Below are 21,646 nucleotides of genomic sequence, written 5' to 3' on the forward strand. Positions count from 1 at the left end.
CATGATGCCCCTGTAGAGCCGAGCCCACGCTCGGCTGCTCTTTGCCTCAATACCAATCACTCCTCAAGCAACCATCGACTCCACACATAGGGGTATTCCCCGATGCGCGTGGCCAGCCCAGCACGCACGGGATTGGCCGCGATGTACATCGCCTGCGTGCGCAGGCACTCATCGCCGCGCAGCGCATGATCGTAGTATCCCGGCTGCCAGATCGGCGCGTTCGCCTCAGTGCGCCTGCCGATGGAACGCCCGCTCCGTGATTTGAGGATCTGCATGCAGCCGGCGAGCGTGCCGGTACGGAGTTCGAACAGCCAGTGCAGATGATCCGGCATCACCACCCAGGCGAGGGAGGAGGTCCGCCCCGTCCGCTCTACGGTGCGCAGGGCTTCGATCAGCAGATCGACGTTGGCCTTGTCACTGAACCAGGGACGACGCGCATGCGTCACCGTGGTAAGTGCATAGACATTGCCGGTATGCGACCAACGACCATAACGGAGTGCGGGACTGGCCATGCGAAGAGGCTATGGCACGCATGCCAGTCTCTCCATCAGTGCAACACCGCAATGCTTGTCAGCCAACACCCTGATGTAGAGCCGAGCCCATGCTCGGCTGCCATGCAAAGCAGCCGAGCGTGGGCTCGGCTCTACAGGTTTCCCTGCTCACCCCACGCCGTGCAGGTGTTCGTACAGGATCGTCGCGCCGATGATCACCAGGATCACGCCACCGATGATCTCGGCACGCTTGCCGACCATGCTGCCCAGCACGCGGCCGAGCATGATGCCGGCGGTGACCATGGTCAGCGTGCACAGGCCGATGACCGCGGCCATCACGCCGATATGCACGTCCATGAAGGCCAGGCCGATGCCCACCGCCATCGCATCGATGCTGGTGGCGAAACCGGTCAACGCCAGCTTCCAGAAGCCGTGGTGCTGCGAGGGGTCTTCGTCTTCGTCAGCACTGTCCGGGCGCAGGCCGTTGTAGATCATGTGGATGCCCAGCGCGCCGAGCAGGCCGAACGCGATCCAGTGGTCGAAGGCTTCGACATACTGCAGGGCGGCGCGGCCGAGCAGCCAGCCGATGATGGGCGTGATCGCCTCGATGACGCCGAAGATGATGCCGGCACGCAAGGCATCGCGGAACACCGGCTTGCGCATGGCCGCGCCCTTGCCGATCGCGGCGGCAAAGGCATCGGTGGACATGGCAAAGCCGATCAGGAGGATCGAGATGGGGGACATTGGCGACTGCTGAAGGTCGGGCTAGGACGGACGCACGGCCGGCGCTCGCGCCCAACCTGACGTTGCGCGCGCGGGCCGCTGGTCTCGCCAACCATCATGGTTGTCCACGCCACGGCGCACTGGCCGAGTATGTTGACGTGGACGATTCCTGCGAAGGAATCCGGCTACTCCCCAAGGGGACGCGAAGCTTAGCATCGCGATCCACGCGTGGCGCATTTCCATCGAAACGCGCAGGCAGGGCTGGTTTGTATAGCGATGGCTATATCAGCACGTCGCTGCGCGCGGGCTCGGCTCTACAGAGGGCCCCCGCAACTGGATTTTTGTAGAGCCGAGCCAATGCTCGGCTGCTGTTCGGCCGGCCCACGGAACACCATGTCCCGCGCAGCAGCCGAGTGCGGACTCGGCTCTACATTGCCATCAGGCATCGCTGTTGCCGGCGTCGCGCAGCGCGCCGAGGAAGGCGCGCAGCGAGGCCGGCTTGATCGGCTTGGTCAGCACGCGGTAGCCACGCTCGCGTGCCATCCGCTTCAGTTCGTCGCGGCCATCGGCGGTCAGCAGCGCACCCGGCAGCGGATAGCCGGCCGCCTCGCGCAGCGCCACCAGCGCATCGAGGCCATCCATGCGATCGTGCAGGTGGTAGTCCACCAGCATCACCTGCGGACGCTCGGCAATCTTCTCCAGCGCCTGGTCGACGGTGGCGGCAGTGATCACCTGCACCTGCCAGCGGCCGAGCAGCGCGCGCATGCCGTCGAGGATTTCCTCGTCGTTGTCCACGCACAACACCCGCAGGCCCGCCAGCGAATCGCTGCGCACCGGTGCGGGCACGGCCTGCACCGGCGTGGCCAACTCGGTATACCCGGGTAGTGGCGCCACCCGCGGCAGGATGATCGAGAACATCGAGCCCTTGCCGACGCGGCTGCGTGCGTTCAACCGATGATCAAGCAGGCGCGAGATGCGCTGGCAGATCGACAGGCCCAGGCCCAACCCCTGCTCGCCCCAGTCGAACGGCTGCTGGTAGCGGTGGAACTCGTCGAAGATCTGCCGCATGTGGTGTTCGGGAATGCCCGGGCCGGTGTCCCACACCTGCAGTTCCACCTCGTCGCCGCGCTGGCGCACGGCCAGCACGATGCGCCCCTGGCGTGTGTAGCGCAGCGCATTGGCCAGGAAGTTCTGCAGTACGCGGCGCAGCAGGCGGCGGTCACTGCGCACCCAGGCCGGACGCGTGAACAGGTCCAGGCGCAGACCGCGACCCGCAGCGACCGGCGTGTACTGCGCCGCCAGCTCGCGCATCAACGCACTCACGTCGAATTCGCCGATCACCGGGTGCAGGCCACCGGCATCCAGCCGCGACACGTCCAGCAGGCCATCAAGCAGTTCTTCGGCCGCGCGCAGCGCCGCGTCCACGCGCTCGGCCAGATGCTTCTGCTCGTCGCTGACGTGATCACTGTCGCGCAGTGCCGAAGCGAACAGGCGTGCTGCGTTCAGCGGCTGCAGCACGTCGTGGCTGATCGCCGCCAGGAAGCGCGTCTTCGACTGCTGCGCAACCTCGGCCTCATGCGAGCGCTCGGCCACGCGCTGTTCCAGCGTCTCGTTGGCTTCAAGCAGTGCCCTTTCAGCGTGCTTGTAGTCGGTGATGTCGTTGTAGCTGGTCACGTAACCGCCGCCGGGCAGCGCCTGGCCACGCATCTCGATCACCTTGCCGTCGCTGCGGGTGCGCTCGAACACGTGCGGCGAGCCGGCGCGCATGTAACCGATGCGGCGGTTGATCTGCACTTCGATATCGCCCTCGCCCAGCTCGCCGCGCTCGGCGTTGTAGCGGATCAGGTCGGCCACCGGGCGGCCCACGTAGAGCATGCCGTCGGGGTAACCGAACATGTCCTGGTAGCGGCGGTTCCACGCGGTCAGGCGCATGTCCGGATCGACCACGCTGACCCCGGCGCTGATGTTCTCCAGCGTGGTCGACAGGATCTCGCGGTTGAAGCGCAGTTCCTGCCCGGCTTCGTCCAGTACCGCCACCACTTCACCCAGGTCCATGCCCGAGCCACGCAGCAGGCTGGTCAGCAGCAGGCGTGCGGACGCCGCGCCGATCGACGCGGCCAGCAGGCGTTCGGTGAACTGCACCCACGGGCGGTCTGCAGGCGCGGAGGATTGCAGTTCACGGCCCAGTGACTGCGCCTGCTCGAAGAACGAACGCCGCGCATGGCGCTCGCCGACCACGCGCGAGGCCAGCGCCAGCAGGTCGCCCACATGCACGTGGCCGGGCCAGCCGCCGGCCACCGACGGGCGCTCGGCATACGGGTCGAGGAACGGTGCCGCACGCAGGCGCTCGTCGACGCCGGGCCGCCAGCGCGCGGACACCAGCATCATCGTCGCCGCATTGACCAGCAGCGACCAGAACGTGCCGTGGGTCAGCGGATCCCAGCCGGACATGCCGAACAGCTGCTGCGGACGCAGCCACTCGATGCCGAACGGGCCGTGCTGCACCCAGGCGGCGTCGACCCAGCCGGCCATGGTCATCGCCGGCAGCAGCAGGGTGTACAGCCAGGTGGCGAAGCCCAGCAGCATGCCCACTTCGACGCCGCGCCGGCTGGCACCGCGCCAGTACAGGCCGCCGATCAGGCCGGGCGCGAACTGCGCCACCGCTGCGAACGCCATCAGGCCGTACGAGGCCAGCGTGCTGTCGTTGCTGCTGGTGCGGTAGTAGCTGTAGGCCATCAGCGCCAGCAGCAGGATCGCCAGGCGGCGGATCCACAGCACGCGCGAGGCGACGTCGGCGGCTTCCTGGTGGTCACCGCTCCGACGCAGCAGCACCGGCATCACCAGGTCGTTGCTGACCATGGTCGCCAGCGCGATGGACGAGACGATGACCATGCCGGTGGCCGCCGAGAAGCCGCCCACGTAGGCGATCAGCGCCAGCGCATTGCGGCCTTCGGCCAACGGCAGCGCCAGCACCATCGAATCGTCGGCGACGCTGCCGCCGGTGCCGAACAGGGTGACGCCGGCGGTGGCGATCGGCAGCACCATGCCCGAGATCAGCACCAGGTAACCGCCGAACATCCAGCGCGCGCGGCGCACGTCGCGCACATCGCCGCACTCGACCACGGCCACGTGGAACTGGCGCGGCAGGCAGATGATGGCGAGGAAGCTGAGCAGGGTCTGCGAGATGAAGCCGACCGGCGGCAGGCCGGTGAACAGCGTATGCACCGACTCGACCACCGCGTCGGTGCGGTTGCTCAGCCACAGGTAGGCGAACACGCCCACCGCCAGCATCGCCAGCAGCTTGATCACCGATTCGAAGGCGATCGCCAGCATCATGCCGTGGTGGTGCTCGGTGGCATCGACCTGGCGGGTGCCGAACAGGGTGGCGAACAGCGCCATCAGCAGCGCCACGTACAGCGCCGGGTCGGTGAAGAAGCCGGTGGGGCCGGTGTTGCCGGTCAGTACCTGCAGGCTCATCGCCACCGCTTTGTACTGCAACGCCAGGTACGGAATGATGCCGATCAGCGCGATGATCGCCACCAGCGCCGCCAGCCGCCGCGAGCGACCGAAGCGCGAGGAGATGAAATCGGCGATGGAGACCACGTTCTGGCTGCGTGCGATCAGCGCCAGGCGCTCGATGATGCGCCAGCCGAACAACAGCAGCAGCAGCGGGCCGATGTAGATCGGCAGGTAGCCCACGCCATTGCGCACGGCGGTACCCACCGCGCCGTAGAACGTCCACGAGGAGCAGTACACGGCCAGCGCCAGGCTGTAGACCACCGGCCGCAGCCACGGCCGGTCGGGGTACATCGGCCGACGGTCGCCCCACCACGCCACGCCGAACAGCAGCGCGGCATAGGCAACCGAGACCAGCAGCAGGATCCAGCTGGAGACCACGCGTGCGTTTCCGTGGGAAGAACCCGCAGTGTAGGCCAGGCGTGGCCGGGGGTGCGGGCGCGTTGGGGGCAACCACCCCCACCCAGGTGGGGGCCTACGCGGTGCGGGCCACGACCGTGGGTCGTGGCCGGCTTCTTACTGGGCCGGCACGCCCATTTCCTTCAGCAGTTCCGGCGCCGGGTAGACCTTGGCCAGCAGCCAGCGCAGGTAGCGCATGTCCACGTGCACGGCGCGCTTGTAGCGCGGGTCGAACCACCAGCTGGCACTGACCGACTCCCAGTTGCTGTCGAAGTTCAGGCCGATCAGTTCGCCCTTCGCATTGAGCACCGGCGAGCCGGAGTTGCCGCCGGTGGTGTCCAGGTTGGTCAGGAAGTTGACCGTCTGGGTGTTCAGTGCCGGATCGGCGGTGCTGCCGAAGTCACCTTTGGCGATCGCGGCCAGCAGCGGCTTGGGTGCGTCGAACGGATAGGCGTTGGTGTTCTTCTCGACGATGCCGGCCACGGTGGTCACCGGCGAGTAGGTCACGCCGTCGCGCGGGTGCAGCGCCTCGACCTTGCCGTAGCTGATGCGCAGGGTGCGGTTGGCATCCGGGTACACGGCGCGGCCCTGCTTGGCACGCCAGGCGAACAGCGCCTGCACGTACGCCGGGCGCAGGCGCAGCTGCTCGCCTTCGCGGGTCTTGCTCTCGTTCTCGATGCGCAGCTGCGCGGCCACCAGCGGGCCGGCCACAGCGATCAGCGGATCGGCGGCCAGCGCCTTGCCTTCGCGTGCGGCGGCGAAGCGCGACAGGCGCTGCGCCTCGTCACCCAGCTGGGTGCCCGCATACAGGGTGTCCAGCGCCTTGGCCAGCTGCTGCGGGGTACGGCCGAAGGCGGCGTCGAACTCGGCCACGCGCTGCGCGTCCGGCAGCTGCTGGTAACGGGTCAGCAGGGTGGTCAGCAGGGCCTTCTCGACCTCCGGTGCGTAGCGGCGCTGGACCTGCTTGAGCACGCCTTCGATCATCGCCTGGTCGCGCTGCTGGTAACCGCTCTCGCGCTGCGCGTCCGGTTTGGCCGATTCGATGCGCAGGCGCTCCAGCAGCAGCGCCGAGCGCAGCAACTGGCTCTGTGCGGCCATCTGGTCCAGCAGCAGGTCACGCTCGCCCACCGCCGCGCCCTGTGACAGGTTGGCCAGCAGCGCCTTGATGTCGCCCTGGTACCTGCGATCGGTGGCGGCCAGCATGGCTGTCTCGTCGGCGGCACGCTGGGCCTTGGCATCGCTGCGCAGCAGGCCTTCCAGCTCACCGGCGGCGCGCTTGCGGTTGTTCTTCAGCGACTGCAGCTGCGAAGCGTAACGGGTACGTGCCTGCGCGTCCTTGGCGGTTGCCGCCTCGATGGTGTCGATCATCTGCTGGAACACCGAAACGCGGCGCGGCAGCACGGTGTCGATCTGGCCGGCGAATTCTGCCGCGGTACGGTGGCGGTAGGTGATGCCCGGATAACCGGCCAGCATCGCGTAGTCGCCCTCCTTCGGGCCCTCCACCGACATCTGCAGGTGTGCCGGCGCCTGGTAGGGCACGTTGTCCTTGCTGTAGGGCGCCGGCTTGCCGTCCTTGCCGACATAGGCGCGCAGCAGGGTGAAGTCGCCGGTGTGGCGCGGCCACATGAAATTGTCGATCTCATCGCCATAGTTGCCGATCGCACGCGGCGGCGCGTACACCAGGCGCACGTCGCTCAGTTCCAGCTGGGCGATGCGGTAGAAGTCGGTGCCGTAGTACATGTTGGCCACCGAGCAGCGCACGCTGCCATCCTTCTCGCACTCGGCCACGATCTGCTTGCTGGCCGCATCGACGGCATCGAAGTAGGCACGGCCGGTCTTGCCGCGGGCCTGCGCCAGCACCTGGTCGGTCACCTTGTCGAAGCCGACGGTGACCAGCACGCGGAAGTCCGGGTTGGCCGGGCGCTCGTCGGCACGGTCCCTGGCGATGAAGCCACCGTTGATCAGGTCGTGCTCTGGGGAGCTGTTGTACTGGATCACGCCCATCGCCACGTGGTGATTGGTCAGCAGCAGGCCGTCGCTGGACACGAACGAGCCGGTGCCGCCGCCCGCGCGCACCACCGCGCTCAGCGGCGGCGCGGTGACGTTGGCCAGGTCGGCCGGATTGCCCTTGAAGCCAGCGGCCTGCAGCGGCTTGTCCAGGTCCGGCAGCTGGGTCGGCATCCACATGCCTTCATCGGCGTGGGCACCAGCGGCAAGGGTCAGGCCCAGGGCCAGGGCGGTGGGAAGGGCTTTGCGTGGCGACATGAGGCAATCCGGTACGACAGAACAGCCCGGGACCATAGCCGCTGGGGCCGGATGGGGCAACGGCCAATGGTTGGGGACCTGACGGGGAGAGCCGAGCCCATGCTCGGCTGCTCTTCCTTCAACCCGCGCTGCGCGCAGAAGCCGAGCATGGCTCGGCTCTACAGGGATGCCACGGCGGGTTACTTCTCCCGCCGCCAGTTGATCGAACCACGGTTTTCCACCGTGCTCGATTCCACTTCCACATCAAACCCGCGGCGCAGCAGGTACTTCAGCGTGATCACCGAACCGGCGCCCACCAGCGACACGCCGTAACCCACGTAAAGCTTGGGCGAGATGTACTTGCCGACGCCGATCACCGAACCACCCAGCGCGCGCGACTGACTCACGCCTGCATCATCCAGGCCCAGCTTGGCACCCAGCTGCGAGGCGAGCAGGCCACTGCCAGCCGAGAGCGCCGCCGAGGCCGCGTTGACCTGCTGCGCCTGGTCGCTGCTGGCGCCGGTCAGGCTGCGTCCCAGCACCAGATAGGCCAGTGCCTCGGACTGCGACATCGCCGGATCGGACCACACGTCGGCACGCGGTTGCTGGGCACGCCCGGTCACGTCGATGCCGGCGGTGACATCACCGATGCGGCGCTCGGCGCGGATGTTGATGCGTGGGTCGGACACCGCGTTGTAGTTCCAGTTGAGGTTGCCGCGGGTGATGGTCAGGTCCTGACCATACGCCTTGTAGCGGCCGCTCACTTCCAGGCCGCCATTGGCGGTCATTTCGCGGCCGGGCTTGGCCCAGACCTGCATCTTGCCGGTCAGCGCGCCCTTCAGGCCGAAGCCGGTCATCTTGACCTTGTCGCCCAGGCTGACGGTCAGGTCCATGTCCAGCGGCGAGGTGCGCGACTCTTCCGGATCGGCCGGGTCGAGCACCACCACGTCTTCGGACACCGAGGTGCCGCGGTCCAGGCGTTCCAGGTCGATGTCGGCCTCGGGCACGTGCACGGTGCCGCGCAGCTCCATCGCCGCCTTGGCCAGGGTGAAGTCGAGGTTGGGGTTGGCGACGATGCGCAGTTCGCTGGTGTTGGACAGCAGCACGTTCTCGCCATGGATCTTCAGCTGCAGCGGCTGCGCATCGCCGAACCACGACAGGCCACCGTCCACGTACAGCGTGCCCTGGCCCGAGTTGGCCTGCGCGGTGATCTTTGCCGAACCATCGGGCTGGGCCACGAAGCTGCCCTTGCCCTGGTCGAAGGTCAGGCCGAGCGCCGGGAATTCACCCTTGAAGTTGCTCAGCTGTGCGTCGCCACCCAGCGACGGCTGGCCTCGCGTCCCGCGCAGGCTGACGTGGCCTTCGATCAGGCCGGTCGGTCGCACGATGTCCGGCGAGAACAGCTCCAGCCAGTACAGCCGCGACATGTTGAGGTAGAGCTCACCATTCAGCGGCGCACTGGCTTCCCAGCCGGTCTGCATCCTGGCGTCGACGAAGCCATTGCCCTGGAAGCCCATGCCCAGGTAGCCCTTGATGCTGGCCGGGGTCATGTCGAGCTTCAGCGAGAACTGGTCATAGCGCACCAGCTCGCCGCGGGTGGTATCGCCCACAGTGTTGCGGTTCTCGCCCAGGCGCACGCCGCCTTCCTTCGAGCGCACTTCCACATGGCCTTCCCAAGCGTTGCCGCGCGGGCGGATCTGCGCGTCCAGGCTGACATCGCCGCGAAGGTAGATGCGCCGGCCGGACTGCGGCGGCAACCACGGCTGCACCAGCGCCAGTGGCAGCGCGTCGCTGCGCACCACCAGGCCTTCGCGCGGCCAGTTGGCCTGTGCGCACAGCGCGCCGCTGCTGGCCGCGGCCAGGCAGGCTTCGGACAGCGTGTAGGTGCTGCCGTTGATCGCGAACGCCGCCGGTGCACGCAGCGCCCAGGCATCACCCTTCACCGGTGCGATGCGCAGCGACGCCAGCTCGCCACGCCACTGCGTGCCCTGCTGGCGCACGCTGCCCTGCAGCTCGACCGCACCCATCTCGTTGCGGGTCTGCGCAGCCAGGCGCAGGTTGGACACACTGCCCTGCGCGTCGATGTTCAGCCGCTCCAGCAGCATGCCCGCGTTGACCTGCTGGCCCTGCACCGCCAGCGTGCCGCTGTCGCCGCGCCACGGCAGGCGGCCCTTGATGCTCACGCTCTCGGCGCCGTAGCCATCCCAGTTGAGGTTGTTGCCGACCAGGTCGGCGGTGATGTCCGGCGCATCGCGCGGGCCCTTCACCTGTACCTGGCCACGCAGGCCGCCATCGGCGCCGGGCAGCAGGTCGCTCAACTGCAATGGCTCGAAACGCGCATCGATGTCGAGGCGGTCGCCGACCTTGCCCGACGCGGTCACCCGGCTGCTGCCCAACGCCAGTTTCAGGTCACCCTGGCCCTGCGCGCCCTGCAGCGCGAACTTGCCCTGTGCGTCGAGATTGCGCTGGCGCAGCATGCCCTTCAGCGAGGGCAGGTCCACCGTGGCTTCCAGCGTACCGGCGGTGCCCGGTGCGGCATTGGCCGGCGGCGGCAGCTGGCGGCCCTTGGAGGCCAGGTTGCCGGACAGGCGGCCATTCCAGCCTGGCACGAAATAGCCGGGGTCGAAGTCCTTCAGCGTGGCCTTGGCGTCCCAGTCCAGCTTCGGCGCCCACGCCACCTGGCCTTCCACCTGCAGCTGCCCACCCGGCGTCTGCGCCTGCAGCTGGTGGATCGACGCGGCCTGGTCGTTGCCACGCACATCGAAGTGCAGCTGCGCCTTCTGCTTTTCGCGTTCGACCTCGGCGCGGCCGATCGCCGCCCAGGCCTTCAGGGTACCGGCCAGGCCGAAGCGTGCTTCCTTCAGAGTGACCGGCACCGGCGCGCTGCCGGCGGTGTTCGGATCAGGCGCCGGTACATAGGTCAGGTCACGCGCGACCACCGAGAAGTTGAGCTTCTGCTGGTCTTCCTGGCTGAAATCGGCGGTACCCTCCAGGCGGGCTTCGCCACCGAGACCCTTCAGCAGCAGCGGCGAAACCTTCAGCACCTGGTCCTGCAATGACACCACGGACGGTGCCAGTTCCAGTTCCTGCTCGCCCTGCTTCACCCTGCCACGCAGGCTGGCATTGCCGCCCTTGCCAGCAGCAGTGAAATCCAGCGACAACGGCGTGATCGCCGAGCTCGCCAATGCCGGCGACAGAAGCGCCAGATCGAGCTCGTCGCTGCGCACGCTGGCATTCCACGTCGGGTCGGTGCGGCCATCGAACACCAGCATCGCGTGCAGCGGCTTCGGTGCACGCCCGGCCACCGCCACTTCCATGTGCGACAGGTCACCGCGGGCGACCAGGCCGACGGTAGCGGCCGTGCGCCCACGCGGTGCCGGCAACACCGCCGTCACCGTCACGTCGGTGTCGTAGTCCTTGGCCGGGATGTAATGGCCTTGGGCAGTGAAGTTGCCCATGTCACTGTCGACCACCAGCTTGTGCGCCTGGAACTCGCCGTTGGCGATCTCGATGCCGCCGCGCACGCGGCTGATGTCGATCACCGGTTCGTTGGCCTGGCTGATGCGGAAGCCATCGATGGCGATGGCATCGGCCTGGATCGCCAGCGGCATCTCGATCTGCGGCAGGGAATCGGGCCAGGACGGCAGCTTGAACGGCTCATCGCTCTTGGCCAGGTTCAACGTCGCGTTGGTCAGCTCCAGCTTGTCCAGCAGCAGCTTGCGGCCCAGCAGCGGGCGCAGGTCTGGCTCCAGGTGCGCACGCTCGGCGTGGAAATGGATGTCGTCATAGCGGAAGTCGACGTTGTACAGGGTCAGCGGTCCGGCCACCGGACCCTCCACCTTGTCCCAGGTGAAGCTGGCACCCACCGGCAGCCGCGCCACCACCTGGGCCAGCAGTACGTCACGGCCGGCCACGGTCTGCAGCAGCCAGTACACCGCCAGCAGGGCCAGCAGCACCAGGCCGATCACGCCGGCACCGGACCATGCCCAGAAGCGGCGACGGCGATAGAAGCGCACGCGTGGCGGCAGGGTGTTCGGGGTCGGTGCGGACGCGCTCACAGGTCCGCTCCGATGTTCAGGTACAGCTGGAACTGCGAATCCGGGTTGTTCAGGCCGTGCGCCACGTCGATGCGCACCGGGCCCACCGGCGATTTCCAGCGCACGCCGAAGCCGACGCCGGTATGCAGGTCGATGGTGTTGTCGAAGGCACTGCCGGTATCGACGAACACCGCCGCACCCCAGGGGCCACCGTTGAAGTAGTGCTCGTACTCGGCCGAGCCGATCACCAGGTTCTTGGCACCCAGCGCGTACTTGTCCGGCTTCGGCGTACGCGGGCCGACCTCACGGTAGGCGTAGCCGCGGATGCTGCGGTCACCACCGGCGAAATAGCGCAGGCTCGGCGGCATCGCCACCAGATCGCTGGTCCAGGTGGTGCCGCCCTCGCCGCGCAGGATCAGGCGATTGCTTTCACCCACCGGGATGTACCAGCGCAACACGGCGTTGGCCTGCACGAAGCTGGTATCCGAGCCGGCGCCTTCCACGCCGGCACGCACCGTTGCAGCGCCGCTGATGCCCTTGCGCGGGAACATCTCGTCGTCGACGTTGACGTAGTCGGCAACCATCTGCGGGTACACCAGCGTCGAGGTGTTGTAGACCGCGTCGGTGAATTCGGTGCCGGAGGCATAGCGCCAGCGCTCGCGCAGCGCGTTGATCGAGGCGATCGCGGTCCAGTGTTCGTTGATCTCGCCGCTGCGGCTGGCGATCAGCTTGAAGTTGCGCAGGTCGATGTAGTCGGTCTGCTCGTCGTACGCGCTGGCGGCGAAGGTGTACCAGCCATCAAGCCAGTTGAAGGCCGGAATGCGGTAACTGGTGACCAGGCTCTTGCGCTTCTGCGCATAGTCCAGCTGCGTGTTCATCTTGTGGCCGCGGTTGTTCAGGAACCGCCGCTCGATGCCACCGCGCACACCCGGGCCGCTCTCGCTGCCGTAGCTCAGGCCTGCGGTGTAGATGGTGCGCTTGGCCCGGGTCAGCTTCACGTCCACCGGCACTTCGCCGTTCTCGTCGGCCTGGTCCGGGCGCGGCTGGATGTCGATCACGCTGAAGTAGTCCAGCTTGGTCAGCGACTCGCGCAGCCGGTCCAGCTTGCCCTCGTGGTAGTAGCTGCCCTGGTCCCAGTACACCAGTGGATCGAACAGCTTGTCGACGAAGTAATCCTGCTCGAAGCGCACCGGGCCCATGTTGTAGCGGCGGCCGCTGTCCCAGGTCAGGTCGATGTCGGCGGCGTTGTCGGCGCGGGTGATCTGCACCTGGCGCTGGGTGTAGTCGGCATCGAAGTAGCCACGCTCGGCCAGGCGCCGGGTGATGGTGATCTTGCTGGCTTCGTACTGGGTGTGCTCGAAGCGCTGGCCCTTGCGCGGCTTGAAGGCGGCCAGGTCGTCCTGCAGGTACTGGTCGTACATCGCCGGGCCGGTGATGTCGATGTGCTCGCGGCGCACGGTCACCGGGGCGCCCTTGTCGACGTGGATCAGCACGCGCACGTGCTCGTCCTCACGCGGCGCCTCGACCTTGATCACCGGGTTGTAGTAGCCGAACGGCTCCAGCGCCTGGCGGGTCTGCCGCTCGGCCTGCGACAGCAGGTACTCCAGGCGCGATTCGCCCTGCTCCTTGCCGATCGTGTCGTACAGCGACAGCGATTCCTGGATGTTCTCGATGATTGCGGCGTCGTCGCCCTTGTCCAATCCCTTGATGTCCACCTTGTCGATGGTGCCGCGCGCATGGACCACGGAAGTGGCGGCCAGCGACAGGACCATCAGCGGCAGGGCGTATTTCTTTGGCTGCATGCGGCACAGCATACCGACCGGAGGTGACGATGCGAAATGCATCACGTCATTGCGGATCGGTTGTTAAGTGGCGGTCAAAATACACCGCAAAGTGTCGATTGTCGCAACCGACCAATCAGGATGCCGGCATCGTCCACGATGTCGGCAATGACCCCGATAGACAACGCCGGCACTACCGATACGGGCGTCAGCTCGACAGATGCTCGATCGCCGCCACCTTGCCCAGGCGCTCGCCCAGCATCGTCAGCAGCGCCAGGCGGTTGCCACGCAGTGCCGGATCTTCCGCGTTGACCATCACGCCATCGAAGAACGCGTCGACCTGCGGACGCAGGCGCGCCAGGCGTGCCAGCACCGCCACATAATCCTTCTGGTGCAGGCTGGCGCCGGTGTCATCGATGGCGGCGGTCACCGCTTCGGCCAGCGCGCGCTCGGCATCTTCCTGCAGCAGTGCCGCGTCGATCTGCGCCGGAATCTCGCCCTCGGCCTTGCGCAGGATGTTGCGGATGCGCTTGTTGGCCGCGGCCAGCGCCTCTGCCTCCGGCAACGCGGCGAAGGTGCCGATCGCATCCAGGCGGCGATCGAAGTCGTACAGCGAGGCCGGCTTCAACTCGGCCACCGCGTTGAAGTGCGTGGCCGGCACGCCCTTGTCGCCGTAGTAGCCCTTCAGGCGGTCGAGGATGAAGTCGTACAGCTCGCCGATATCGGCCTGCACGTTGCGCGCGGCCAGGCCGGCATTGGCGCTGGCCATCAGCGCGCGCAGGTCCAGTTCGAAGCCGCTTTCGATGATCGTGCGGGCCAGGCCCAGCGCATTGCGGCGCAGCGCGAACGGATCCTTGTTGCCGGTCGGCTTCAGGCCTGCAGCGAAACCACCGACCAGCGTATCCACGCGTTCGGCGATGGCCAGCACCTTGCCCAGCGGCGACAGCGCGATGTCGTCACCACCGAAGCGTGGCTGGTAGGCCTCGTCGATGGCCAGTGCTACGTCGGCCGATTCACCACCGGCGACGGCGTAGTGGCGGCCGGCGATGCCCTGCAATTCCGGGAATTCGTTGACCATGCGCGACTGCAGGTCGTTCTTGGCCAGCTCGGCAGCCCGCCTGGCCTGCGCCGGATCGGCACCGACCTGGGCTGCGATCACTTCGGCCAGTGCGGCCACGCGCGCCACCTTGTCGGCCACGCTGCCCAGCTTGGCCTGGTAGGTCACCGTCTTCAGGCCGTCGCCCATCGACACCAGGCCCTGCTTCAGGTCCTCGTCGAAGAAGAACTTGGCATCGGCGAAGCGCGGGCGGATCACCCGCTCGTAGCCCTTGGCCACTTCGGCCACGTCCTTCGATTCGATGTTGGCAATGCCGATGAACTTCTCGGTCAGCGTGCCGGCGGCATCCAGCACCGGGAAGAACTTCTGGTTGATCTCCATCGTTTCGATCAGTGCTTCCTGCGGCACTGCCAGGAAGGCGCGTTCGAAGCTGCACAGCACCGCCGACGGCCATTCGACCAGGTTCACCACCTGCTCCAGGTTGTCTTCAGTGATGCGGGCGCTGCCACCGGCCCCGGCTGCAGCGGCCTCGACCTCGGTGACGATGCGCGCGCGGCGCTCGCTCGGGTCGACCAGCACGAACGCGGCGCGCAGCGCTTCAACGTAGTCCTGCGGCTGCGCCAGCGACACGACCTGGTCGTGGTGGAAACGATGGCCACGGCTGGCGCGGCCGGCCTGCAGGCCGAACAGTTCGGCCTCGACCACGTTGGCGCCGTGCAGCAGCACCAGCCAATGCGCCGGGCGGGCGAAGCCCCAGGCGTGGTCGCCCCAGCGCATCGGCTTGGGAATCGGCATCGCCGCGATCGCCTCGCGCAGGATGTCCGGCAACAGGCTGGCGGTGCTCGCGCCCGGGGTCACCGCGCGGTGCACGAAGCGCTCACCCTTGTTGTCGGTGGTCTTCTCCAGCGCAGTCCAGTCGATCCCGGCCTTGGCGGCGAAGCCCTGCAGGGCCTTGGTCGGCTGGCCTTCGGCATCCAGCGCGATGTTCAGGTACGGGCCCAGCACTTCGCTGTGCTGTTCCGGCTGTTCCAGGCCGACGCCCGGCAGCAGCACGGCCAGCCGGCGCGGGGTCGACAGCGGGCGGGCATCGCCCAGCTCCAGCGCGACGCCACGCTTGCGCAGGCCTTCGACAACACCGTCGAAGAACGCCTGGGCCAGGCCCGGCAGCGCCTTGACCGGCAGCTCCTCGGTGCCCAGTTCGATCAGCAGGGGGAACAATTGGCTCATCGGTTCGATCCTGTGGTGGGGGCGCAGCGCGCAACGCGTCCGGCGCCCCGGGTAGTTGATGAAAAGCGCGACGGTGCAGGAAGGCGGTCAGGCCTTCTTCGCACCCGGGAAGCCCAGCTTCTCGCGCTGCTCGTAATACGCCTTGGCCACCGCCTGGGCCAGCGCGCGCACGCGCAGGATGTAGCGCTGGCGCTCGGTCACGCTGATCGCGCGGCGCGCATCGAGCAGGTTGAAGGTGTGGCTGGCCTTCATCACCTGCTCGTAGGCCGGCAGCGGCAGGCCCACTTCCACCAGCTTCTGCGCTTCACGCTCGCAGGCATCGAAGCGGTGGAACATTTCGTCCACGTCGGCGTATTCGAAGTTGTAGGTGCTCTGCTCCACCTCGTTCTGGTGGTAGACGTCGCCGTAGGTCACCGGCTGGCCGTCCGGGCCGTAGGTCCAGACCAGGTCATAGACGTTGTCGCAGTTCTGCAGGTACATGCACAGGCGCTCGAGACCATAGGTGATCTCGCCCAGCACCGGGCGGCATTCCAGGCCACCGGCCTGCTGGAAGTAGGTGAACTGGGTCACTTCCATGCCGTTGAGCCAGACTTCCCAGCCCAGGCCCCACGCGCCCAGCGTCGGCGATTCCCAGTTGTCCTCGACGAAGCGCAGGTCGTGCACCAGCGGATCGATGCCCAGTGCCTTCAGCGAATCCAGGTACAGCTGCTGGATGTTGTCCGGCGCCGGCTTCATCGCCACCTGGTACTGGTAGTAGCGCTGCAGGCGGTTCGGGTTCTCACCGTAACGGCCATCGGTCGGGCGCCGCGACGGCTGCACGTAGGCCGCATTCCAGCTTTCCGGACCGATCGCACGCAGGAAGGTGGCCGGGTGGAAGGTACCGGCGCCCACCTCCAGGTCGAGCGGCTGGATGAGCACGCAGCCCTGCTGGGCCCAGAACTGGTTCAGGGTCTGGATCAGGCCCTGGAAGGTGATCGGAACGGTCGGGGTCGCGGACATGCGTACGAGTCTTGGCCGGCAAGGGGGTGCGCTAGTATAACGGCCGACCTGCGGGGCATTCCGTACCCGGGAGGAGCAGGCAGATGGAACATCGGCTGCCGGCAGGCACGCCCGGCGAGGCGGGCGGCGTCCCGCTGCCCTGGGGACGGCTGCATTTCGAGCAGATTGCCGCGGCTCTGGTCGCCGATGACCTGGTGGCCGAGCAGGACCGCGAGCGCATGCGGTTTTCCGCACAGGGCGCGCGCAATGCCAGTGAAGTGCACCCGCTGGTGCTGCTGTCCAACCTCAAGCTGGCCACCCGCGACGGCGGCGAACTGACCCTGGAACGCCTGACCGAATGGCTGGCCCAACGCACCGGCAACCGCTACCTGCGCATCGATCCGACCCGCGTCGACGTCGCTGCGGTCACCGCGCTGGTCTCCCACGCCTATGCCCGTCGCCACCGCTTCCTGCCGCTGGCAGTGGATGCCGAACGGGTACTGGTGGCCACCAGCGAGCCGCTGGTGCAGGAATGGCGCCGCGACCTGCAGCACCTGACCCGCCGCCGCATCGAGCTGGCGGTGGTCAATCCGCTCGACCTGCACCGCTACATCATGGAGTTCTACGGGGTGACCCGTTCGGTGCGTGGCGCGCGTGGCGACGTCCGCGGCGAGGCCAACACCACCTTGCCCAGCTTCGAGCAGCTGGTCGAGCTGGGCCGCACCGGCGACGTCAATGCCGACGACCAGCACATCGTGCACATCGTCGACTGGCTGCTGCAGTACGCCTATGAGCAGCGCGCCTCGGACATCCACCTGGAACCGCGCCGCGAGATGGGACGCATGCGCTTCCGCATCGATGGTGTGCTGCACAAGGTGTTCGAGGTGCCGCCGGCAGTGATGACCGCGGTGGTCAGCCGCATCAAGGTACTCGGCCGCATGGACCTGGCCGAGCGCAGGCGCGCGCAGGACGGCCGCATCAAGACCCGCTCGCCGGGTGGCCGCGAGGTCGAGATGCGCCTGTCTACCATGCCCACCGCCTTCGGTGAGAAGTGCGTGATGCGCATCTTCGACCCCGATGCCGCCTTCAAGAGCATCGACCAGCTCGGCTTCAGCCCGCAGGAGGCCGCTGGCTGGAATGCACTGGTCGAGCGCCCGCACGGCATCGTGCTGGTCACCGGCCCGACCGGCTCGGGCAAGACCACCACCCTGTATTCCACGCTGAAGCGGCTGGCCACGCCGGACGTGAACGTGTGCACGGTGGAGGACCCGATCGAGATGATCGCCCCCGAGTTCAACCAGATGCAGGTGCAGGCCAACATCGACCTGGACTTCGCCAGCGGCGTGCGCACCCTGCTGCGGCAGGACCCGGACATCATCATGATCGGCGAGATCCGCGACCTGGAAACCGCGCAGATGGCGGTGCAGGCCTCGCTGACCGGCCATCTGGTGCTGTCCACCCTGCACACCAACGATGCACCGTCGGCGGTCACCCGCCTGCTCGACCTGGGCGTGCCGCACTACCTGCTGGCCAGCACCCTCAACGGCATCCTCGCCCAGCGCCTGGTGCGTACCCTGTGCCCGCACTGCAAGCAGCCGCACACCCTTGGTGCTGCCGACTGGGCGGTGCTCGCTGATAGCCAGGCTGCATATCCAGATGCCGCCACGCCCTGTCGTCCGGTCGGTTGCCTGGAGTGCCGGCGCACCGGATTCCTCGGCCGCATCGGCCTGTATGAGTTGCTGCCATTGGGCTCGCGGCTGCGCGGGCAGATCCGCGCCGACATGGATCTGGCCGGTTTCACCCGTGCCGCGCGCGCTGAAGGGCTGCGAACCCTGCGCCAGGCCGGGCTTGAAAAGGTGGCGCAGGGGCTGACTACAATCGAGGAAGTCCTGTCAGTGCTGCCGCCCCCGGATGAACCCAGCCCCCTTCCTGATCCTTGAAACCGGCCGCCCGGTACCGTCGCTGCGCCGCTACGGGCGCTTTCCGCACTGGATCCGCGTCGCCGCCGGGCTGGAAGAGCACGAGACGGTGGTGGTCGATGTCGAACACGGTGGCGCCCTGCCCGATCCGCACGGTTTTGCCGGCGTACTGGTGACCGGCTCGGCCGCCTTCGTTACTGACCACGCCGACTGGAGCGAGCGCAGCGCGGCGTGGCTGCGCCAGACCGTCCACGCCGGCCTGCCGGTGTTCGGCATCTGCTACGGCCACCAGCTGCTGGCGCATGCGCTGGGCGGTGAGGTGGCCTACAACCCGGCCGGGCGCGAGTCCGGCACGATCGAGCTGGAGCTGCAGCCACAGGCGGCACAGGATCCGCTGTTCCAGGGCCTGCCGCAGCACTTTGCCGCCCACGCCACCCACCTGCAGACCGTGCTGCGCGCGCCCGACGGTGCCGAGGTGCTGGCACGCTCGCCGCTGGATGGCTGCCACGCGTTCCGCTGGGGGCGCCAGGCCTGGGGCGTGCAGTTCCACCCCGAATTCGCCACCCACCACATGCGCGGCTACGTGCGCGCCCGCGCCGACTGCATCGGCCGCCACGGCGGCTGTGCGCGCAGCATCGAGCGCGCAGTCAGCGCCGCACCGCTGGCCCGCCAGCTGCTGCGCCGCTTCGTCCGACAGGCGCGGCTGTCTTCAGCCCAGCCGGCGGCAAAACAGGGATAATCAGCGGCACGGGCAACCGCCCGTCCCCTCCTGTCCTTCCCGGATGTCCATGAAAGAGATTCGCAAGCTGCCGGCCTCGGCGGGCGCCCAGTGGTTGCTGGATACGTTCTCGCTGTATCGGCGTGCGCCGCTGCAGCTGGCCAGGATCGGCCTGGCCTGGCTGCTGGTGAGCTGGGTGGTCACCCTGTTGTCGACGCTGATTCCCGGCGCCGCCGGCATGGCCGTGCAGCTGATGACCCTGGCCATCTCGCCGATCATGTTCGGCGGCATGCTCTACGCCGTGGGTGAGATCGACGAAGGCCGCCCGGGCCTGTCCTCGCACCTGCTGCAGCCGATCCGCGACCACCGTGTCAGCCACCTGCTGGTGCCGCTGGCGATCCAGGTGCTGGCGGTGCTGCTGCTGGGCGCGTTGCTGTTCATGATGATCGGCCGCGAAGGCTTCACCGCCTTCAGCGAGGTCATGACCAAGATGGAAGAGATCAGCCGCAGTGGCCAGCAGATCAAGCCGGACGATGCCGCGGCGCTGGTCGCCAACCTGCCGGCCAAGCGCATCGCACTGTGGATGCTGCTGGTGTTCCTGAGCGCGGTGGCGCTCTCGCTGGCGATGTTCACCCAGCCGGCGCTGGTGGTGTTCGACAAGCAGAGCGGCATGCACGCGCTGCGCCTGAGCCTGCAGGGCTGCATCGAGAACATCGGCGCGATGATCGTGTTCGCCGTGCTCGGCCTGATCGCCGCGTTCTGCATCTACATCCTGTTCGTGATCGTGATCCAGATCGCGATGCTGATCGGAGGCCCGCTGGCCGCCGCCTTCATCGCCCAGCTGGTGCTGACCACGGTGCTGATGCCGCTGTATGTCGGCGCGGTCTACGCCGCGTGGAAGCAGATGTTCGTGCACCGTGGCAGCCGCGCAGCACCGCCGGTCCCGACCACCCCGGCCTCAAGCGACATCTTCCACGCCTGACGAAAAAGGGGACGGAGGGGATTAAGTCGTTTGTGCCACTGTGCCGATAACGACTTAATCCCCTCCGTCCCCTTTTTTAGGCGGCGGGTTTCTTCACCGCCGACGATGGCACCAGCCAGCGTGCGGCGTGGATGCCCAGCTCGTAGAGCAGGCACATCGGGATCGCCAGCATCAGCTGCGAAACCACGTCCGGCGGGGTCAGCACCGCCGCCAGCACGAAGATGCCGACGATCGCGTAACCACGTCCTTCCTTGAACTGCTGCGGCGTCACCCAGCCCAGCAGGACCAGGATCACCATCGCCACCGGCAGTTCGAAACTGCCACCGAAGGCGAAGAAGATCGCCAGCACGAAATCCAGGTAGGCATTCGCATCCGGGGTGATCGCGATCACGTCCGGGCTGAAGGTGGTCAGGAAATGGAACACCGCCGGCAGCACCAGGAAGTAGGCGAAGGCACAGCCGGTGTAGAACAGCAGTACCGAAGACACCAGCAGCGGCACCGCCAGGCGCTTCTCACGCGCGTAAAGCCCCGGGGCGACGAAGGCCCACAGCTGGTACAGCAGCCACGGCACCGCCACGAACAGGGCCACGAAGAAGGTCAGCTTCAATGGCGCGAAGAAGGCACCGGCCGGATTGGTCGCGATCATCGTCTGCCCGTTGGGCAGCTGCGAGACCAGCGGTTCGGCCAGCGCGTTGTACAGCTTCTGGGTAAATGGCAGCAGCGCCAGCAGCACCACGCCCAGGCCCAGCAATGCGCGCACCAGGCGGCCGCGCAGCTCCACCAGATGTTCGACCAGCGAGCTTTCGCCGAAATCCTGTTCACTCATGGCTGGCGCTCCGGGCTGCTCTGCGGCGGCGGCGCACCGGCTTCAGGGGGTGTCGCCGGCGTCGGCTCGGGAGCAACGCTCTCCTGTGCCGGCGCATCGGCATCGGGCGCAGCGCTCATATGCGGCGGCAGATCCGCAGGCGCCGGTGCGCGAACCTCCTGCGCCAGCGTATCGCCCTGCTGCTGCGCCTGTTGCGCTTCGCGACGGATCGCTTCACCGCTGGCGCGCAGCTGGTTCTCGGTGTCCTGCATGCCTTGGCGCACGTCCTGCATCTGCCGCTTGATGTCCTCGGCCTGCAGTTCGCGCTCCAGTTCCTGTTTCACCGAATCCCACTGATTGCGGGCACGGCGCACCCACAGGCCGGCGAAGCGGGCCGCCTTGGGCAGGCGCTCGGGACCGAGCACCACCAGGGCGACCACCGCGATCACCAGCAGTTCGCTGAAGCCGATATCGAACACCGCAACCGCTCCGGATCAGCGAGCGTTACGGTCGTGCTCGTCCTGCGCGGTGCGCGAGGCGTCCTGGCTACGCGACTCATCGCCCAGCTGCGCGTTCGGCTTGTCTTCGTCGCGCATGCCCTTCTTGAATTCCTTGACCGCCGAGCCGAGGTCCTTGGCGCCACTGGTCAGGCGCTTGGTGCCGAACACCAGCAGGACGATGGCCAGCACGACCAACCAATGCCAGATGCTGAAACTGCCCATAAAGACGCTCGTTACGTTAGTGATCAGGCTGTCGAGCATAGCGCACC

The 21,646-nt window shown here is 67.5% G+C and carries 14 protein-coding genes and 1 riboswitch; of the genes, 3 read left to right on the plus strand and 11 right to left on the minus strand.

Translation table 11 applies throughout. The annotated features are described in order from the left end of the window. Positions 1-56 precede the first annotated feature (56 nt). The 8 genes from WDC87_RS05495 to glyQ all read right to left on the minus strand — a co-directional run bounded on the left by WDC87_RS05495 (position 57) and on the right by glyQ (position 16,474). On the minus strand, positions 57-512 hold the full coding sequence (locus WDC87_RS05495; RefSeq protein WP_252744795.1) for a transposase: 456 nt from the start codon (positions 510-512) through the stop codon (positions 57-59). Between the two features lie 147 nt (positions 513-659). Continuing rightward, positions 660-1,235 carry a manganese efflux pump MntP family protein gene (locus WDC87_RS05500; RefSeq protein ID WP_049449888.1) on the minus strand — a complete coding sequence of 192 codons (576 nt, stop codon included), beginning with the start codon at positions 1,233-1,235 and terminating at the stop codon, positions 660-662. Between the two features lie 89 nt (positions 1,236-1,324). Beyond that, positions 1,325-1,414, minus strand: a riboswitch (yybP-ykoY riboswitch). A gap of 238 nt (positions 1,415-1,652) precedes the next feature. Further along, positions 1,653-5,111: a PAS domain-containing hybrid sensor histidine kinase/response regulator gene (locus WDC87_RS05505; RefSeq protein ID WP_252744794.1), complete on the minus strand. Its 3,459-nt coding sequence runs from the start codon at positions 5,109-5,111 to the stop codon at positions 1,653-1,655. Positions 5,112-5,246: 135 nt separating this feature from the next. Then, a complete protein-coding gene (locus WDC87_RS05510) occupies positions 5,247-7,394 on the minus strand; it encodes a S46 family peptidase (protein WP_252744793.1) in 2,148 nt (715 codons plus the stop codon). 179 nt (positions 7,395-7,573) lie between these two features. Further along, positions 7,574-11,431, minus strand: a complete 3,858-nt coding sequence (locus WDC87_RS05515) for a translocation/assembly module TamB domain-containing protein (RefSeq protein WP_252744792.1) — start codon at positions 11,429-11,431, stop codon at positions 7,574-7,576. Further along, the gene (locus tag WDC87_RS05520; RefSeq protein ID WP_032954656.1) at positions 11,428-13,224 is read right to left on the minus strand and encodes an autotransporter assembly complex family protein; all 1,797 of its coding nucleotides are present in this window, start codon (positions 13,222-13,224) and stop codon (positions 11,428-11,430) included. Before WDC87_RS05520 ends, WDC87_RS05515 begins: the two co-directional genes overlap by 4 nt. Before the next feature lie 175 nt (positions 13,225-13,399). Next, positions 13,400-15,475, minus strand: a complete 2,076-nt coding sequence (gene glyS, locus WDC87_RS05525) for a glycine--tRNA ligase subunit beta (protein ID WP_252744791.1) — start codon at positions 15,473-15,475, stop codon at positions 13,400-13,402. A gap of 87 nt (positions 15,476-15,562) precedes the next feature. Further along, a complete protein-coding gene (gene glyQ / locus WDC87_RS05530; protein ID WP_049412007.1) occupies positions 15,563-16,474 on the minus strand; it encodes a glycine--tRNA ligase subunit alpha in 912 nt (303 codons plus the stop codon). Positions 16,475-16,557: 83 nt separating this feature from the next. On the opposite strand from glyQ, the gene WDC87_RS05535 reads away from it, so the two are divergent. Genes WDC87_RS05535 through WDC87_RS05545 form a run of 3 tightly spaced genes read left to right on the plus strand, consistent with a single transcriptional unit; the run spans position 16,558 to position 20,072 of the window. Then, positions 16,558-18,393 (plus strand): GspE/PulE family protein, encoded by a 1,836-nt coding sequence (locus WDC87_RS05535; protein ID WP_252744790.1) that lies wholly within the window; start codon positions 16,558-16,560, stop codon positions 18,391-18,393. After that, positions 18,365-19,111 (plus strand): glutamine amidotransferase, encoded by a 747-nt coding sequence (locus tag WDC87_RS05540; protein ID WP_072168856.1) that lies wholly within the window; start codon positions 18,365-18,367, stop codon positions 19,109-19,111. Before WDC87_RS05535 ends, WDC87_RS05540 begins: the two co-directional genes overlap by 29 nt. A gap of 49 nt (positions 19,112-19,160) precedes the next feature. After that, the gene (locus WDC87_RS05545; protein WP_072168855.1) at positions 19,161-20,072 is read left to right on the plus strand and encodes a BPSS1780 family membrane protein; all 912 of its coding nucleotides are present in this window, start codon (positions 19,161-19,163) and stop codon (positions 20,070-20,072) included. Between the two features lie 76 nt (positions 20,073-20,148). Here WDC87_RS05545 and tatC read toward each other — a convergent pair whose 3' ends face one another. Genes tatC through tatA form a run of 3 tightly spaced genes read right to left on the minus strand, consistent with a single transcriptional unit; the run spans position 20,149 to position 21,599 of the window. Next, complete coding sequence (gene tatC / locus WDC87_RS05550; protein ID WP_005420449.1) at positions 20,149-20,898, minus strand: twin-arginine translocase subunit TatC; 750 nt, start codon at positions 20,896-20,898, stop codon at positions 20,149-20,151. Beyond that, complete coding sequence (tatB, locus tag WDC87_RS05555; protein ID WP_072168854.1) at positions 20,895-21,356, minus strand: Sec-independent protein translocase protein TatB; 462 nt, start codon at positions 21,354-21,356, stop codon at positions 20,895-20,897. The genes tatC and tatB overlap by 4 nt, the downstream gene beginning before the upstream one ends. 15 nt (positions 21,357-21,371) lie before the next feature. Beyond that, positions 21,372-21,599, minus strand: coding sequence for a Sec-independent protein translocase subunit TatA (gene tatA, locus WDC87_RS05560; protein ID WP_005420453.1), 228 nt, complete (start codon positions 21,597-21,599; stop codon positions 21,372-21,374). Positions 21,600-21,646 lie beyond the last annotated feature (47 nt).

Origin of the sequence: Stenotrophomonas maltophilia group sp. Smal12 (assembly GCF_037079935.1) — a bacterium.
Taxonomy (GTDB): domain Bacteria; phylum Pseudomonadota; class Gammaproteobacteria; order Xanthomonadales; family Xanthomonadaceae; genus Stenotrophomonas; species Stenotrophomonas sepilia.